Source organism: Pseudomonas sp. PK-RTE-24, from assembly GCF_054052265.1.
Genome location: NZ_CM133224.1, coordinates 2,256,875 through 2,272,048 on the forward strand (window position 1 = coordinate 2,256,875; position 15,174 = coordinate 2,272,048).

Annotated in this window: 12 protein-coding genes; 7 read left to right on the forward strand and 5 right to left on the reverse strand. The window is 61.0% G+C overall.

The window, feature by feature from the left end; genetic code table 11:
* Window positions 1-51: 51 nt before the first annotated feature.
* The 4 genes from ACV8MC_RS10080 to ACV8MC_RS10095 all read left to right on the forward strand — a co-directional run bounded on the left by ACV8MC_RS10080 (window position 52) and on the right by ACV8MC_RS10095 (window position 4,502).
* On the forward strand, window positions 52-1,965 hold the full coding sequence (locus tag ACV8MC_RS10080; protein ID WP_252868350.1) for a sigma-54-dependent Fis family transcriptional regulator: 1,914 nt from the start codon (window positions 52-54) through the stop codon (window positions 1,963-1,965).
* A 266-nt stretch (window positions 1,966-2,231) separates the two neighbouring features.
* The gene (gene mpl, locus ACV8MC_RS10085; RefSeq protein WP_016773007.1) at window positions 2,232-3,581 is read left to right on the forward strand and encodes a UDP-N-acetylmuramate:L-alanyl-gamma-D-glutamyl-meso-diaminopimelate ligase; all 1,350 of its coding nucleotides are present in this window, start codon (window positions 2,232-2,234) and stop codon (window positions 3,579-3,581) included.
* Complete coding sequence (gene ubiX, locus ACV8MC_RS10090; protein WP_110646092.1) at window positions 3,578-4,225, forward strand: flavin prenyltransferase UbiX; 648 nt, start codon at window positions 3,578-3,580, stop codon at window positions 4,223-4,225. The genes mpl and ubiX overlap by 4 nt, the downstream gene beginning before the upstream one ends.
* Window positions 4,218-4,502: a YceK/YidQ family lipoprotein gene (locus ACV8MC_RS10095; protein WP_122603834.1), complete on the forward strand. Its 285-nt coding sequence runs from the start codon at window positions 4,218-4,220 to the stop codon at window positions 4,500-4,502. Before ubiX ends, ACV8MC_RS10095 begins: the two co-directional genes overlap by 8 nt.
* 133 nt (window positions 4,503-4,635) lie before the next feature.
* Here the strand turns inward: ACV8MC_RS10095 and ACV8MC_RS10100 are convergent, their stop codons facing one another.
* From ACV8MC_RS10100 to ACV8MC_RS10110, 3 genes are all read right to left on the reverse strand, one after another.
* The gene (locus tag ACV8MC_RS10100; RefSeq protein WP_016773010.1) at window positions 4,636-5,277 is read right to left on the reverse strand and encodes an oxidoreductase; all 642 of its coding nucleotides are present in this window, start codon (window positions 5,275-5,277) and stop codon (window positions 4,636-4,638) included.
* A 27-nt stretch (window positions 5,278-5,304) separates the two neighbouring features.
* Window positions 5,305-7,032: a C13 family peptidase gene (locus ACV8MC_RS10105; protein ID WP_336342515.1), complete on the reverse strand. Its 1,728-nt coding sequence runs from the start codon at window positions 7,030-7,032 to the stop codon at window positions 5,305-5,307.
* A 102-nt stretch (window positions 7,033-7,134) separates the two neighbouring features.
* Window positions 7,135-7,590 carry a MaoC family dehydratase gene (locus tag ACV8MC_RS10110; RefSeq protein ID WP_016773011.1) on the reverse strand — a complete coding sequence of 152 codons (456 nt, stop codon included), beginning with the start codon at window positions 7,588-7,590 and terminating at the stop codon, window positions 7,135-7,137.
* Window positions 7,591-7,783: 193 nt separating this feature from the next.
* On the opposite strand from ACV8MC_RS10110, the gene ACV8MC_RS10115 reads away from it, so the two are divergent.
* The 3 genes from ACV8MC_RS10115 to ACV8MC_RS10125 are packed head-to-tail and all read left to right on the forward strand — an operon-like array spanning window position 7,784 to window position 9,463.
* Window positions 7,784-8,146, forward strand: a complete 363-nt coding sequence (locus ACV8MC_RS10115; RefSeq protein ID WP_016773012.1) for a CidA/LrgA family protein — start codon at window positions 7,784-7,786, stop codon at window positions 8,144-8,146.
* Window positions 8,146-8,862 (forward strand): LrgB family protein, encoded by a 717-nt coding sequence (locus ACV8MC_RS10120; RefSeq protein ID WP_016773013.1) that lies wholly within the window; start codon window positions 8,146-8,148, stop codon window positions 8,860-8,862. Before ACV8MC_RS10115 ends, ACV8MC_RS10120 begins: the two co-directional genes overlap by 1 nt.
* Window positions 8,863-8,872: 10 nt before the next feature.
* Entirely contained in the window at window positions 8,873-9,463 is a 591-nt protein-coding gene (locus tag ACV8MC_RS10125) for an LON peptidase substrate-binding domain-containing protein (protein WP_457265163.1), read from the forward strand.
* An 87-nt stretch (window positions 9,464-9,550) separates the two neighbouring features.
* Here the strand turns inward: ACV8MC_RS10125 and ACV8MC_RS10130 are convergent, their stop codons facing one another.
* On the reverse strand, window positions 9,551-13,021 hold the full coding sequence (locus ACV8MC_RS10130; RefSeq protein ID WP_457265164.1) for a calcium-binding protein: 3,471 nt from the start codon (window positions 13,019-13,021) through the stop codon (window positions 9,551-9,553).
* A 69-nt stretch (window positions 13,022-13,090) separates the two neighbouring features.
* Entirely contained in the window at window positions 13,091-15,043 is a 1,953-nt protein-coding gene (locus ACV8MC_RS10135; protein ID WP_457265166.1) for a hypothetical protein, read from the reverse strand.
* Window positions 15,044-15,174: the final 131 nt, after the last annotated feature.

The following is a 15,174-nucleotide window of genomic DNA, read 5'->3' on the forward strand; positions in this document are numbered from 1 at the left end:
CGGCAGCTCCTACACGGGATTGCGTCGACCTCTCGGGGAGAACAATAAGAAATGCACGACAACCATTTGAGTCGCCATGCCCGCCAGGTTCTCACCGTCACCCAGGGCAAGCCGCACCTGCACGGCCCCGGCGCCGATCCATCGATCGCCCGTTCGTGGCTGCGTTGCCTTGAGGACTATCACCTCGATCCTTCTGTGACCATCGCGCCGACCGTGCTCGAGCATGGCCGAGTGCTGGAAAGTCGCGAACGTCTGCAGCAAGTGCTGCAAATCGCCGGCACCGAGATGAGCAGCCTGCATCAGCAACTGTCCGGCGCCGGCCATGCGGTGCTGCTGACTGACGCGCGCGGTGTGATCCTCAATTGCGTGACCGCGCCGGCCGAACGGAAGATTTTCGAGCGCGCCGGTCTCTGGCTCGGCGCTGACTGGAGCGAAGCCTGCGAAGGCACCAACGGCATCGGTACCTGCCTGGTCGAGCGTCAGGCGCTGACCATTCATCAGGACGAGCATTTTCGCGGCCGCCACACCGGGCTGACCTGTTCGGCGAGCCCGGTGTTCGATCCGCACGGAGAATTGCTGGCGGTACTCGACGTGTCCTCGGCGCGGCCGGACGTTTCACGGCAAAGCCAGTTCCACACCATGGCGCTGGTCAATCTGTCGGCGAAGATGATCGAGAGCTGCTACTTCCTGCGCTGTTTCGACAATCAATGGTTGCTGCGTTTTCATCTGCAGGCCGAGTCCGTCGGCCTGTTCAGTGAAGGGCTGCTGGCGTTTGACGGCGAAGGGCGGATCAGCGCAGTCAACCAGAGTGCGCTGAACCTGCTCGGGCATATTCGCGGCGGTTTGCTCGGTAAATCGGTGGAAGCGTTTTTCGATTGTTCGCTGGATGACCTGCTTGGTCGCGCGAGTGCCAACGCCAGCGCCAGTTGGCCGCTGCGCACCCGTGATGGCCGGCATCTATTTGCCGTGTTGCGCGGTGAATCGCGCAAACCTACTGCCATTGTTCCAACGCCAATCACTGCTCCAGCGCCCCGCCTGTCCGGCATTTGCCTCGGCGACGAAGCGTTGCAGGCGGAGTTTCGCAAAGCCCTGCGCGTGTTCGAGCGCGACGTGCCGCTGTTGATCAACGGCGAAACCGGCTCGGGCAAGGAAGCGTTTGCCAAGGCAGTGCATCAGGCCAGCCAGCGCTCCGGCAACGCCTTTGTCGCACTCAATTGCGCGGCCATTCCGGAAAGCCTGATCGAGAGCGAACTGTTCGGCTATCGCGGCGGCAGCTTCACCGGCGCACGCAAGGACGGCATGCGCGGCAAGCTGCAACAGGCCGATGGCGGCACTTTGTTCCTCGACGAAATCGGCGACATGCCACTGGCGTTGCAGACGCGTTTGCTGCGGGTGCTGGAAGATCGGCAAGTGGTGCCGATTGGCGGTGAACCGCAAGCGGTGGACGTGCGCATCATCAGTGCGACGCACCGCAATTTGCTCGAACGAGTCGAGGACGGCAGTTTCCGTGAAGACCTGTATTACCGCTTGAACGGGCTGGAAGTGGCGTTGCCGGCATTGCGTGAGCGCAGTGATAAATCGCAGTTGCTGGATTTTCTCCTGGCCGAGGAGGCAGGGGGCGAAACGATTCTGATCGACGAACCGGCGCGGCAGGCGTTGTTGGCATTCAACTGGCCGGGCAATGTGCGGCAGTTGCGCAATGTCCTGCGCACCCTGGCGGCGTTGTGTGATGGCGGGCGGGTCGGCGTTGAGGATTTGCCGGTGATGATTCGGCAGGCGCGGCCGGCGGTTGTGGCGGCGCAGATCGCCGCCCAGCCACTGGACGACGCCGAGCGTCTTGCATTGCTCAATGCGCTGGAGCAGACGCGCTGGCACATGACCCATACAGCGCAGCAACTGGGCGTAAGCCGCAACACCCTTTATAGAAAACTGCGTAAACACGGAATTGAGCGGCGTGTCAGCTGAAAGCCCTCACCCTAACCCTCTCCCAGAGGGAGAGGGGACTGACCGAGGTGTTTTGGCGATTTACGCCGACCTGAAATATCGAGCCGAACTAAAAATTTGAAAGCGACCGAGATCGGCTCCCTCTCCCTCGGGAGAGGGCTGGGGTGAGGGGCTGCGGTCTGAAGCCGTGCGCAGATGTAGCCGCCAACCCGTCTCCATCCTTCAGCTAAAGAGTGCCATTTCCCCCTCCCTACGCTAACCTGCGGCCATGTTTTACGAGGTCGACTATGCACATTCATATTCTGGGTATCTGCGGGACTTTCATGGGCTCGATGGCGGTGTTGGCCAAAGAGCTGGGCCATCACGTCACCGGCTCCGACGCCAACGTCTATCCGCCGATGAGCACACAGCTCGAGGCCCAGGGCATTCAGCTGACGCAGGGTTATGACCCGGCGCAACTCGATCCGGCGCCGGATCTGGTGGTGATCGGCAATGCCATGTCCCGTGGCAACCCGGCGGTGGAATATGTGCTGAACAAAGGCCTGCCATACGTCTCCGGCCCGCAGTGGCTGGCTGACCACGTGCTGCAAGGGCGCTGGGTGCTGGCCGTGGCCGGTACGCACGGCAAGACCACTACCAGCAGCATGCTCGCCTGGGTGCTGGAGCATGCCGGCATGAGCCCGGGTTTCCTCATCGGCGGCGTGCCGCAGAATTTCTCGGTGTCGGCGCGCCTGGGCGGTACGCCGTTTTTTGTGATCGAGGCTGACGAATACGACAGCGCCTTCTTCGACAAGCGCTCGAAGTTCGTCCACTACCGTCCACGCACGGCAATTCTGAACAACCTTGAATTCGATCACGCCGACATCTTCCCTGATCTGCCAGCGATCGAGCGTCAGTTCCACCATTTGGTGCGCACCATTCCGAGCGAAGGGCTGGTCATCCACCCGACCACCGAACCAGCGTTGCAGCGCGTGATCGAAATGGGCTGCTGGACGCCGGTGCAAACCACCGGCGCTGGCGGTCAGTGGCAGGTCAAACTACTGAGCGAGGACGGCTCGGCGTTCGAAGTGATGTTCGAAGGCGTGTCCCAGGGCACCGTCGAGTGGGAATTGACCGGTCAACACAACGTCGCCAACGCCTTGGCTGCTCTGGCCGCCGCGCGTCATGTTGGCGTGGTGCCGTCCATGGGCATCGCCGGGTTGAGCGCGTTCAAGAACGTCAAACGACGCATGGAGAAAGTCGCCGAGGTGCGCGGCATCACCATTTACGACGACTTTGCCCATCACCCGACCGCCATTGCTACCACCCTCGACGGCCTGCGCAAACGCATCGGCGACGCGCCGCTGATTGCGATCATCGAGCCGCGCTCCAATTCGATGAAGCTCGGCGCCCACCGTGACGGTCTGCCGGACAGCGTGGTCGATGCCGACCAAGTGATCTGGTATGCCCCGGCCAACCTCGGCTGGGACCTTGGCGCGACCGCTGCCCTGTGCACCGTGCCGTCAATCGTCAGCGATTCCCTGGAAGGCATCATCGAACGCGTGAAGAGCCAGGCGCAGCCCGGCACGCACGTGGTGATCATGAGCAACGGCGGCTTCGGCGGCCTGCACGGCAAGCTCGCCGAGGCACTGCAATGAACACTTTTTCCCAGGCCGGCGGCCCGGAACGCATCACCCTGGCGATGACCGGTGCTTCGGGCGCGCAGTACGGCTTGCGCCTGCTCGATTGCCTGGTGCGCGAGGATCGCGAAGTGCACTTCCTGATCTCCAAGGCCGCGCAACTGGTGATGGCCACCGAGACCGACGTGTCCCTGCCGAACAAACCGCAGATGATGCAGGCGTTTCTGACCGAATACACCGGCGCCGCTGCCGGGCAGATTCGCGTGTACGGCAAGGAAGACTGGATGTCGCCGGTAGCCTCCGGCTCCGGCGCGCCGGCAGCCATGGTGGTGGTGCCGTGTTCGACCGGCACGCTGTCGGCGATTGCCACCGGCGCCTGCAACAACCTGATCGAACGCGCGGCGGACGTCACCCTGAAAGAGCGCCGTCAGTTGATTCTGGTGCCGCGCGAGGCGCCGTACTCGAGCATTCATCTGGAGCACATGCTCAAACTGTCGAATATGGGCGTGACGATTCTGCCGGCCTCGCCGGGCTTCTATCACCAGCCGCAGACCATCGATGATCTGATCGACTTCGTTGTGGCGCGGATTCTCAACCTGCTCGGCATCCCTCAAGACATGCTGCCGCGCTGGGGCGAGCATCACCTGAGCAGCGATGAGTAAGCTGCTGTTGATTGTGCTGGCGCTGCAATTGGCTGGATGCGCTACCGTGCGCACGCTGGATGCAGCCAAACCCGGCGCACCGGTGGTGTACGCCGGGACGCGGCTGGATTTGTATGCGTTGAACGGCGGCTGCTGTGCGATGGACCGGTTCGGTGCCGAAGCGCCGAGCTATCCGGGCGTGGACCTGCCGGCCAGTGCGCTGCTCGATACGCTGTTGTTGCCGTTGTCGTTGCTCACCGTGATTGGCGTGGGCTTTCAGGCGACTGGTGGATTGTAGGGGGTCGCACAACCTCTGTGGCGAGGGGATTTATCCCCGCTGGGGTGCGAAGCGCCCCCCCAAAAAAATTGTAAAAGCGACGACTGCTGCGCAGCCGAACGGGGATAAATCCCCTCACCACAAAGTCCCGGCATTATTTGCCTAACTTGCGCAGCTCATCCGATTCAATCACCCGCACGCCATCCTGTTCTTCCAGCGCCAGGCGCCACATCGCTCGCGCCAACTGGCACGCTTCGATGCCGTGGTATTTGCCCGGAATCAGCTTCGACAACGGCCCGGCCAGTTGCTCGACCAGACGCGGTTCGGTGCGTTCGCCGAGTAACAGCGAAGGTCGGCAAATGGTCAGTTGCGGCCAGTTCTGCGCGCGCAGCGCCTGTTCCATTTCACCCTTGACCCGGTTGTAGAACACCGAGGAATTCGGATCGGCGCCAATCGCACTGATCACGATCAGGTGCCGCGCGCCCATCTCCCGGGCGCGCTTGGCGAACGCCACGACCATGTCCAGATCCACTGCGCGAAAGGCTTCTTCGGAGCCGGCCTGTTTGATCGTGGTACCGAGGCAGCAGTAGGCGATATCGACCCGGCCACTGAGCTGCGGCAGAAACGCCTGCGGGTCACCGACCGGGTTTTCCAGATGCGGATGCTCGGCCAGCGGCCGGCGTGAAGGGGCGAGGACACGGGTAATCGTTGGCTCGTTGAGCAAACGGTCGAGCAGATGTTCACCGGTCAGTCCGGTGGCTCCGGCAAGCAATACGTGCTGAGGCGTCAAGTACATAGTGTCTCTCCCTTGATACTGTTCAGCTTAGTTGCCTTTTTTCGCCGCGTCGTTCAATGCGCTGCTTTGCAAAGCTTTGCGTGCTTGCTGTTTTCGTAGCAGTTGCCAGTGCGACAGTACGGTTTTCGGCGCCCAGATCTGCGGCTCCGAGGCTTCGAAACCGTCGGCCAGCTCGCGTTCGGCAACGGTGGCCTTGGCCAGTTTGAATGCCTGCTCAAGGTCGTCGGTCTGGTTCAGTGCCTGGGCAAACAGCGCATCGCCGAAATAAGTGAAGTTGGCTTCTTCCGAGCAACCGAACGACACCCGATCGGCGCGCGAGGCAGTCATGATCAGCGTGCGTTCGTCTTTCAGCGCCGGGATGAAACCGCCGGAATAGCATGAGGAAATCACGATGACCTTGTCGCGATGCTTCAGCGGCGCGAGCACGGCGGCGAGTTCATCGGCCGGCAGATCGGCCAGTTCCATGCGCGGCTGATCGAGCACCAGTTCATGCTCGGCGGTGCCGTGGCTGGTCAGATAAATGAACAGCAGATCTTCCGGCCCGCTGCGTTCGGCAAGGGCTTGCGCGGCGCGGCGCAGATTTTCGCGGGTGGCCATCGGCCGGTCGCCGAGATGATCGCGATGATTGACCAGACGGATCTGGCCGAAGGCGCCGAAGCGCGTGTTGAGCATGTTGGCGACGTAGTCTGATTCACGCAGGAACACGCTTTGCTTGCCGTCGCCGCCAAGGGTCAGGGTGTACAACTCGACTGCCGGAGTCGAAGCGGGAATCGCCGCCAGTGCGTCGTTCAGCAACCGGCCTTGGGCGAGCAAACCGAGTTCGAGGGTGTCGGGGAGCAATTTGCCGTCGGCGTCGCGCACGCGTTGGCCGTTGATCCAGGTGCCACTGAGCACGCTGCCATCGGTCAGCACCAGAGTGCCGCGTCCTGAATAGCTGTCGTTGTCGAAGCCGCCGATGTAGAAGCTGCCATCGGCGAGGTTCAAACGGCCCTGGCCGGTGAAGCGCCAGTCATTGAACACACCGATGTAATGGCTGCCATCCGCGCCGATCAATTCGCCCTTGCCGGTCAGCGCGCCTTCCTTGAACTGGCCGAGCCAGACGTCGCCGTCGGCGTTCTCGTAGCGGCCCTTGCCGTGCAGTTGATTGTTCTTGAAACCGCCGACGTAGATATCGCCGTCGGCGCTATTGTAGGTGCCGTTGCCTTCCAGTTGGCCGTTGACGAAATGCCCGCTGAACGAATTGCCGCTGGCATCGCCGCGCTGGCCTTCGCCGTTGGGTTTGCCGTGGGCGAACTGGCCTTGATAGGAGCTGCCGTCGTCCATTTCCAGTCGGCCGAGGCCGGAATACTGGTCAGCCTTGAACTCGCCGCGATAGGTCATGCCGTTTTCTTTCAGCGTGCCTTCGCCATCGCGCCGGCCCTGCTTGAAGCCACCGGTGTAACTGCTGGCATTGGTGCTCAGGCTGCCCTGACCATCAAACAGCCCTTGCTGGAACTGGCCGCGATAGACCTCGCCGTTGCTGCCATGCCATTCGCCCTGCCCGTGCCACTGACCCTTGTCGAACTCCCCGGCGTACCAGCTGCCGTTGGGGTAGTCGACGCGGCCCTGACCTTGCAGCAAGCCGTCGACCAGTTCACCGCGATAGCGACCGCCATCGGGCAGGCGCGCATCCGGCGGCAACAGCGATTCGCCGTCGCCGCAAGCGGTGAGCATCAGGGTCAGGGCAAGGGGTGCAAGTCGAGCGATTGAGCGCATAGCGGGATCCGGGCAATTAGGCGACCGAGTATGCCGCAGCTATGCGTCGCATATATACAGACGTGACGCGAAACAGCGTGCGCTGCTTCGCATCCGGGATGATCAGACGAAGCAGAGTGACAGCGGCTCGGCGATGTAGGCCGGTTTGTCCGAGCCTTCTATCTCCAGTGTCGCGGTAGCCTTGAGCAACCACTGGCCGGGTTTTTTCTCGGTGACTTCGACCATGTCGACCTTCAGTCGGACTTTCGAGTTGACCTTGACCGGCTGGATGAAACGCACGCTGTCCAGGCCATAGTTGACGACCATCTTCACGCCTTCGGGCAGCACGAGGATGTCTTCCATCAATTTCGGCATCAGCGACAGCGACAGGAAACCATGGGCAATCGTGCTGCCAAACGGGGTTTGCGCGGCCTTGACCGGATCGACGTGAATGAACTGAAAATCACCGGTGGCTTCGGCGAACAGGTTGATGCGCTCCTGATCGATGGTGAGCCATTCGGAACGTCCAAGTTCCTTGCCGACATAATCTTTGAGCTCTGCAACGGGAACATAGGGCATTGAGACTCTCCTTGGGTTCATCGGTTTTATAGTTTTTCAGGGGGCGGATTTGACCGGCCTGCGAACCACTGTAGATCATCATGGCGATTTGCTCAGGTCAACCGACCATGCTTTTGGCGAATGCCGGTCCATAGCGCCGGCATGCTTATAATGCCGAGCCCCTGCTGGGTGAAATAGAAGACGGAGATGTCAGATGTTGTTACGTGGCCTGACCCTGCTGGTGCTGTTCCAACTGCTCGGCACGGCGCTCAATCATTTGCTGTTGCCGATATTGCCGGGGCCGATCATCGGGCTGCTGCTGTTGCTGGTGTTCCTGATCATTCGCGGTGAAGTCGGCGAGCCGCTGAATCAGGCGGCGGGCAGCCTGCTGCGTTATCTGCCGTTGCTGCTGGTGCCGCCAGCGGTGGGCGTGATGGTGTATGCCACGGCGATTGCCGCCGACTTCTGGGCGATCGTCGGCGCGCTGGTGGTCTCGCTGATCCTGTCGATGGCCTTTGCCGGCGTGCTCATGCAGCGGCTGGTCAAACGTCACGCGCCGCCGGCGGAGGAATCCTGATGCTGTTCGACTGGCAAGGCGCGTGGGCGTCGGTGATTCACCATCCGCTGTTCGGCATTGGCATCACCCTCGGTGCCTATCAACTGGTGCTGGCGGCGTTCGAGAAAACCCGCTGGATCTTTCTGCAACCGGTGCTGGTCTCCATGTTGTTGGTGATCGGTGTGCTGGTCGGCTGCGGCCTGACTTACGCGGAGTACCGCAAGAGCACCGAAATCCTCAGCATTCTGCTGGGGCCGGCCACGGTGGCGCTGGCGGTGCCGCTCTACCTGAATCTGCGCCGCATCCGGCAATTGTTCTGGCCGATTTTTACTACTCTGGTGATAGGCGGGGTGGTCGCAACGGGCATGGGCGTGGCGCTGGGCTGGTGGTTCGGTGCCGATCACATGATCCTGATGACCATGGCGCCTAAATCGGTGACGTCGCCGATCGCCATGCTGGTTGCCGAGCAGATCGGCGGTGTGGCGGCGCTGGCAGCGGTGTTTGTATTGATCACCGGGGTCATCGGCGCGATCTTCGGCCCGGCGCTGCTGACCCGCCTCGGCGTGCACAGCCCCGAAGCGCGCGGCATGGCGCTGGGCATGACCGCTCATGCGGTCGGCACGGCGGTGGCGATGCAGGAAAACGATGAGTGCGGCGCGTTCGCCGCGCTGGCAATGAGTCTGATGGGTGTGGCCACGGCGGTGTTCCTGCCGTTGGCGGTGTCGATGGTGGTGTAAGGAAATGTCTATGAGTCTGCCGCTTTTTCCGCTGAACACGGTGCTGTTCCCCGGCTGCAACCTCGATCTGCAGATCTTCGAGGCGCGCTACCTCGACATGATCGGCCGCTGCATGAAACAGGGCGTCGGTTTCGGTGTGGTGTGCATTCTGGAGGGCAACGAAGTCGGTGTGGCACCAGAAGGTTTTGCGTTGGTTGGCTGCGAAGCGCGGATCACCGATTTCCAGCAACAGGACAACGGCCTGCTCGGCATTCGTGTCCAGGGCGGGCGGCGTTTCACGGTGTTGCGCACCGAAGTGCAGCGCGACCAACTGATTCTGGCCGACGTCGAATGGCTGGACGATGAGCCCGAGCAACCGTTGCAGGACGAGGACGCCGATCTGGTCGCGCTGCTCAAGGCGCTGGCCGAACACCCGATGGTCGAAGCGTTGGACATGGGCACTGAAGCCGCCGGTCAACAGTCACTGGCCAATCAGCTTGCCTACCTGTTGCCGTTCGCCGAAGAAGACAAGATCGATCTGCTGCAACTCGACGACCCTCAGCAACGGCTGGATGCGATCCAGGCATTACTCGACGAGTTGCAGGGCGAACTGTTCGCCTAGTTTCACTTGCAGAACGCATGACTCAAGGCGCAAACGAAGATCAGCGCAGGCCCACCCTGACACGATGTTGAAACCGGCAGCGCACCGTCAGCTCATGTTGACCGGGATGAACAGACCTTCGCGGTCGACGCGCTCTTGCAGATCATTGAGCAGGCGCCATTGATTGCTCACCGAGTTGTAAACCAGCGTGCCCGCTGTCTCGGGTTTGTAGCCGATGTGGGTGACGTAGACCCGCGCGGCCAGTTCGTGGCGCTGTTTGTGCTTGTCGATATCCGTCAGCAATGCCTCGACACTGGCGTAGCCACGAGCATCGATCACATACAGCTGCAACACCTCAAACAACAGCGACACTTCATAAATGTTGCCGGCTGACGTCACCACACCGATGCACTCCACCGGAGTGTCATCCAAGATGTCCGGCAACTCCACCGTGACGCTGGCAATGCGCAGGCGGTTGCCCTGGAGCTGAATGTCGGCGCGCGTGACGGTTTCTGTCAGGGTACGGGTGAACAGATTCCATCTCGATGCATTGGCCGTTTTTGCCGCAGCGCCCGGTGTGGCCAGACGCAGGATGCTGTTGCTGGCGAGATAGACGTCGTAAGTCGCGCTTTTGCCTTCGAGCAGATAAATCCCGGTGTGCGGCCGCGATTCGATGACCACTTTGCTGTTCTGGGCGCCCAGTGATGGTTTCTCGCTGACCAGCGGACGGATGAATGGATATTTTCCGTTGCGCCGCTTCAACCAGCTCCGCGAGCTGAGCACACGGATGCCGGGATTTCTGGCGTCGTCCCGGTAATCGAACGCGGGCACCTGCACGCGGTATGAAACGTCATCCTGCATGACCAGCACGATGTCCCGGGCCAGAAGCGGTGTCGTGACTTTCAGGCTGTTTTGGCCACTGTAGCCCGTTGCGGCGGCAATCGTCTGGATCACGCCTTTGAAGGCCAGCACCTTGGATGGCAGCAGAATCGACAGGCTGATGTTGTTGTAGGTCAGGTGCGTATTGCCCGAAACACCCTGGCGCAATTCCACGCCATAGCTGACCACCACGTCGACGATCTCGCTGTCCTGGTAATCCAGGTAAATGGTGCGGGCGCCGGTAGCGTTGCCTGTGGCGACGAATTCGACCCTGTGCTCGGTACGTGCGACGAAGTGGCGCTGCACGCCCTGACCGTCCAGCGCCACCGTGCCACCGTTGACGATTGCCGGGGCGGGTGCTGGCCGTCCGCTGACAGTGACGGCAACCTCGATGTCCTGACTCAATGCTTCACCAGGTCGAGTGGGCAGTTGCGCGCGCAGTTCATAGCCATCGAGAGTGCGGAACACCCACCGAGCATTGTTCAATTGGCGCTGACCGTTGACCGTCTGGTAAACGTTTTCGAGGGTCAGCACATGGTCGGGGTCGCTGCCGTCCCTGCCGCGCAAAGAATTGACCACCAGTGAGGTGCCGATGATTTGCCAGCGTTGAATGACTGCCATCGGCCAGCCGAATTCGATCAGGCTCGAATGGTCGCCACACTCGATGATCGTTGTACGTGCATTGGTGTCGGCGATGTAATAGCGATCTTCGCCGCCGCCGCCCTCCACCGTGCACTCGGTACCAGAGATTGCGATCGTGTCGTTGCCGTCGCCGGCGCTGATGCGGTCGTAACCGTTGGCGGAAATCTGGTTGGGCTGTTCATTGCCCGTGATAGTGCTCGTGCCTTTGCGCAAGGTCGCAACGTTTTCAATGGAGGTCAGATGGGCGACTTCGAGGGTGTCGTTCGCAGAGTCCGGGCCGCGAAGTGAGACCTTGCCGGTTTGCAGGTTGACGTCGTGACCGATGTAACGCGTGTCGGTAATCGGGCGGACGCCTTCGAACGCAACCAGGTCGTTGCCCGAGCCGCCATCCAGCACATTGATGTGCGGCGGTTTGCTCGATCGATCCAGTTCCTGATCAGAGACTTCCTGGTAGAACGCATCATTTGTGTCGCCGCCCGTCAGTGCCTTATGGCCGTCGCGGTAGGTGAAGAGGTTGGGCCGCGCCTTGACGCCAACCACGCGGTCGTTGCCATCACCCAGGCGCCAGAACACGCCTTTGCCTTCGCCTGGGCTGCCGCTGACCATGCCTTTGAGGTTGTCGGGTAATCCGAGGCTTGCGTCGACTGCATCGTCGCCGCCGACGATCACCGCCTGGCTGTCGAGTCTGAACGGCAACTGCCCGGCGCTTTCGTCCCACTGGTAACGCCACAGTTCGACAGGGCGCAGTTCAGCGCGAAACGCGCCATTGACTACCTGTGCGATGGAGTCCTTGTAAGCACCGGCCAGCATGTCTTTCGCCGACAGTTCGAGCTGTTTTCCATAGTCACTGTAAAGCCTGGACAGTTTGAAGCGATCCATCACCTCGGTGTCCAGTTCCTTGCCGGTGAAGGCGAACCATCCCGAGCGCAGACGCTCGAGTGTCGTCAGTTCGATGTAGTCGTCGATATCGTCGACGACCCTGGCGGCCTGATAAATCATCGATCCGCCGATGAGCAGCGCAGCGGCCGCAAGGCCGAGCGGGCCGGCAACGCTGCCGAAGCCGGCCAGCGCGGCGACGCCCAGCACCAGGCTGATACCCGCGCCCGCTACACTCAGGGCACCGCTGAAATAATGATCCTGAGCTTGTTTGCCCGATGTTGCGGCGGCGGCGTTGAAGGATTTGATCGCGTCAACGATGTCGAACGGCAAGGTAATCGCGCTGGCGAACAGTCCCGCACCACGGCTCATGTATTTGCCGATTGAGGTCAGCGCAAAACCCCTCAGCACGTTGCTGCCCTGAGTCAGCATCGCCTGGCCTGTTCTGGTCAGGCCCTGCTCGATGATCAGCGAGCCGAGTTCTGCAGCGATGGATCCGCCGTAGTACAGCATTTCCAGTGCCTCGCCTTTCTTGATCGCATCGGTCAGCGCCATGTAGCTGCTGTAGATGCCGAAGGCTTGCATGCCGACTCCCGCGCCGCTCATCAAATAGCTTTTGCTCTTGTTGATCCAGCCCGGTGCGTTTTCAAACGCGTCCGCACGGTGGATTTCCAGCTTTTGCGCAGCCTTGCCCAGCTTGTTGAGGCGATCCATGGCGCTGCCGGAAACCAGCGGCGTATCACTGATGAACAGTGGGCCGGCATCCACCGAGCGCTTGCAGGCAATTTCGTAAAACAGCATTGCCGCCATGTCATTGTCGGGGAAATCCACGGCCTGCAAGCGCGACTGCACCTGCGCCGATTGAAAATTGAGTCCGTCGAGAAATGCCTGATCCACGCTCTTGATGTGGGCGTTCGCCGCACTGACCGGTTGACCGTCAATGGTCGCCCCCAGCGCTTGCAATTCGACCCGACTGATCATGATCTCACCGATGCGTAGCAGGCCCAGATGCTTGTCCAGGGCTTTGAGGGTTTTGCGAAGCGACGGATCAATGTCAGGCGCCTGCGTCTGATTGCGCATATGGGTGGGCGGCGCATGGGGATTCGCCGAGACGTCGATGGGGGTAACTTCAAGTGCGCGAACGTGGGCGATATGGGTCGCAGGGACGATGAGTTTCGACACGTATTAATCCTTTAATGGTGTGCATGAGGGGGCCGGTCTCCTCTCCGGCGTTGTATGGGCGTGCCCGGTTCAGGGCCAGGCGATGTCGTATGCAAACTCGTTCTTGTTGCCCGACAGCCTGAGGATTGGCAGTCCCGCCGCTTCCACTTTGTCGATCAGTCGGTCGTATTGGAATTTGTTGGCATGCCCGGCATGGGTCGCCGCCTCGATACGCTCAGCGTCCGCGCCGGCCTGTTCCTTGATGTCTGCGATCCTGGCGCCTTTGCTCAGGTCTGTGTTCAGTAACCAGATACGCTCGGCTGGAACTCCGCTGCGGGTGACTGAAATCAGCCCCTCGAAATCGTCGGAGGGAAACCAGGTCGGCGGGTTCTCACGCGCAGCGGAATTGAACGCCATGTTCTCTTCGTGCGGGACGACTTCCAGATTGCGCGTGTCGAGGGCGTACATGAACATTTCTGTCTGCCGCGTGCGTGAGGACCGATAACCCCGCTCGTGATCCCAGGCGACGGGACTCTCAGGATCAGACCAGTCGGATGAGGAACTGCTTGAATCATCGGCGTCGCTTGCGCCGCTGTCTGAGCTGCTGTCACCCGCGTCGCGTCCCGGATATTTATGGGTCTGGCTGTTGAAACGCAGGTATGCGGGATCGGGGGCGCTGGCATACATCTGGTCCTGCTCGAGACTGAACGTCGCGCTGATCGGCTTGTGCGTGGTGGCGCCGGGTTTGTGGTGGTAGCGGGGCAGCATGGTGCCGTCATTCGCCAGCTCGAACGGCGTGCGCTCGTCACCGCGAAACAGCGCCGGGACGTCCGTGCGATACAGGCAATTGTGCTTGTTACGCAGGTAACCGAGCTGTTTCAACAGCGCCTCGCGGACTTCGGGGGTCAGGCCTTGTTCGGCGTCGTACCAGTCGTGGCGGGCATTGTGCTTGAGGTTGAGCTGCTCGACCGCATCCTTGGCCAATTGCTCGAAGCGTCGCGGGTGGGTGACGTCATCCAACAGGCGCTTGTGCGCCAGTGCCCAGGCTGGAATCGCCAGATGGTCGCTCATCTCCTGCTGCAAGCGGGTCAATTGCCTGGGCAGCAGATTGAACGATTGCAGAAAGGCTTCACGCTCTGCACGGCTCATCTGCGGATGCAGCCAGCGCAGCGAGTCGCGCAGCAGATCGGTCAGCGGATTTCCGGTGGTTGTGGGATGTGCCCTCTGTGGCGGCATGCCGCTGGCCTGAGCTTCGACACGAAAGCGCGCGATGTCTTGGCCCTGCAAGCCATATAGCTGCCAGATCTCATGATCGGTCCACTGTTTGAGGTGGGTCGGCGACGCCGCGAATCCCCCCGACGGAGGATCTACCGGAATGAAATTGCCAAATGAATCCCTGAAGGCGAACAGGGGGGCGTCTGTGCGCGCTGCAAAAAGCGGATGCATTTCGTAGTAACCCTGAGCATCCGGCGAACGCCCCGATGGACTGTAACGGCTTTGATTGATGGGCGTTGTCGCGGGGGCGAGCCGCGCTCGCTTCGGCGCGGGTTGTTCAGTCAGGCGCCAGGTGGGGCTGTCTGCGTTTTTATACAAAAGCGGTCCGGAGGGCACGCGCTCGGTCAGCAACTTGCTGCGCCATGCGCCGGTTTCATCCACGCCGACGTGAGTGGTTTGCAAAGCGCCCTGATATTCGACGTCGACGAACTTTCTGCCAACGACCCAGCGAAATCCATCGGGGTCAGCGGGCTTCATCCCACGCAGAAAAGCCTCTGACAACCAGTAATCGTTTATTGAAGTGGAATGTTCCGAACGATAAGCGCCGTGTGTCGGTAACTGAAAGATTTCGATCGCCGGAAGTCTCGGGTTTGCATCGGCGAGGGGGCTGCCGGAAGTTGTTGTGGGCAGCGTCTGGTCGTGACCACCGGTCCTTCTTGATATTTCAACGGCGCTGGCATCGATCAAGGGGCGATGTGGTGCCTGTGCGTGCAGATCAGTTTGATGCGGCGTTGTAACAGGCGTCTTGCGGGGTATCTTTGGACTCATGAATAACTCGACAAAGAATGAATTGATAAATGCCTCGGCAGAACTTCAATGCCGGGTCCGGATAAATATTGATTGTTGGCAAGTGCTCAAGCCGGGCGGATTGAACTCACGGATTTTCTTTTGCGCGAAAT

Coding starts and splice junctions, on each gene's coding strand:
- ACV8MC_RS10125 (WP_457265163.1), top strand. CDS start 8,873: ATGAGTCTGCCGCTTTTTCCGCTGAACACGGTGCTGTTCCCCGGCTGC.
- mpl (WP_016773007.1), top strand. CDS start 2,232: ATGCACATTCATATTCTGGGTATCTGCGGGACTTTCATGGGCTCGATG.
- ubiX (WP_110646092.1), top strand. CDS start 3,578: ATGAACACTTTTTCCCAGGCCGGCGGCCCGGAACGCATCACCCTGGCG.
- ACV8MC_RS10100 (WP_016773010.1), bottom strand. CDS start 5,277: ATGTACTTGACGCCTCAGCACGTATTGCTTGCCGGAGCCACCGGACTG.
- ACV8MC_RS10105 (WP_336342515.1), bottom strand. CDS start 7,032: ATGCGCTCAATCGCTCGACTTGCACCCCTTGCCCTGACCCTGATGCTC.
- ACV8MC_RS10110 (WP_016773011.1), bottom strand. CDS start 7,590: ATGCCCTATGTTCCCGTTGCAGAGCTCAAAGATTATGTCGGCAAGGAA.
- ACV8MC_RS10115 (WP_016773012.1), top strand. CDS start 7,784: ATGTTGTTACGTGGCCTGACCCTGCTGGTGCTGTTCCAACTGCTCGGC.
- ACV8MC_RS10080 (WP_252868350.1), top strand. CDS start 52: ATGCACGACAACCATTTGAGTCGCCATGCCCGCCAGGTTCTCACCGTC.
- ACV8MC_RS10120 (WP_016773013.1), top strand. CDS start 8,146: ATGCTGTTCGACTGGCAAGGCGCGTGGGCGTCGGTGATTCACCATCCG.
- ACV8MC_RS10095 (WP_122603834.1), top strand. CDS start 4,218: ATGAGTAAGCTGCTGTTGATTGTGCTGGCGCTGCAATTGGCTGGATGC.
- ACV8MC_RS10135 (WP_457265166.1), bottom strand. CDS start 15,043: ATGAGTCCAAAGATACCCCGCAAGACGCCTGTTACAACGCCGCATCAA.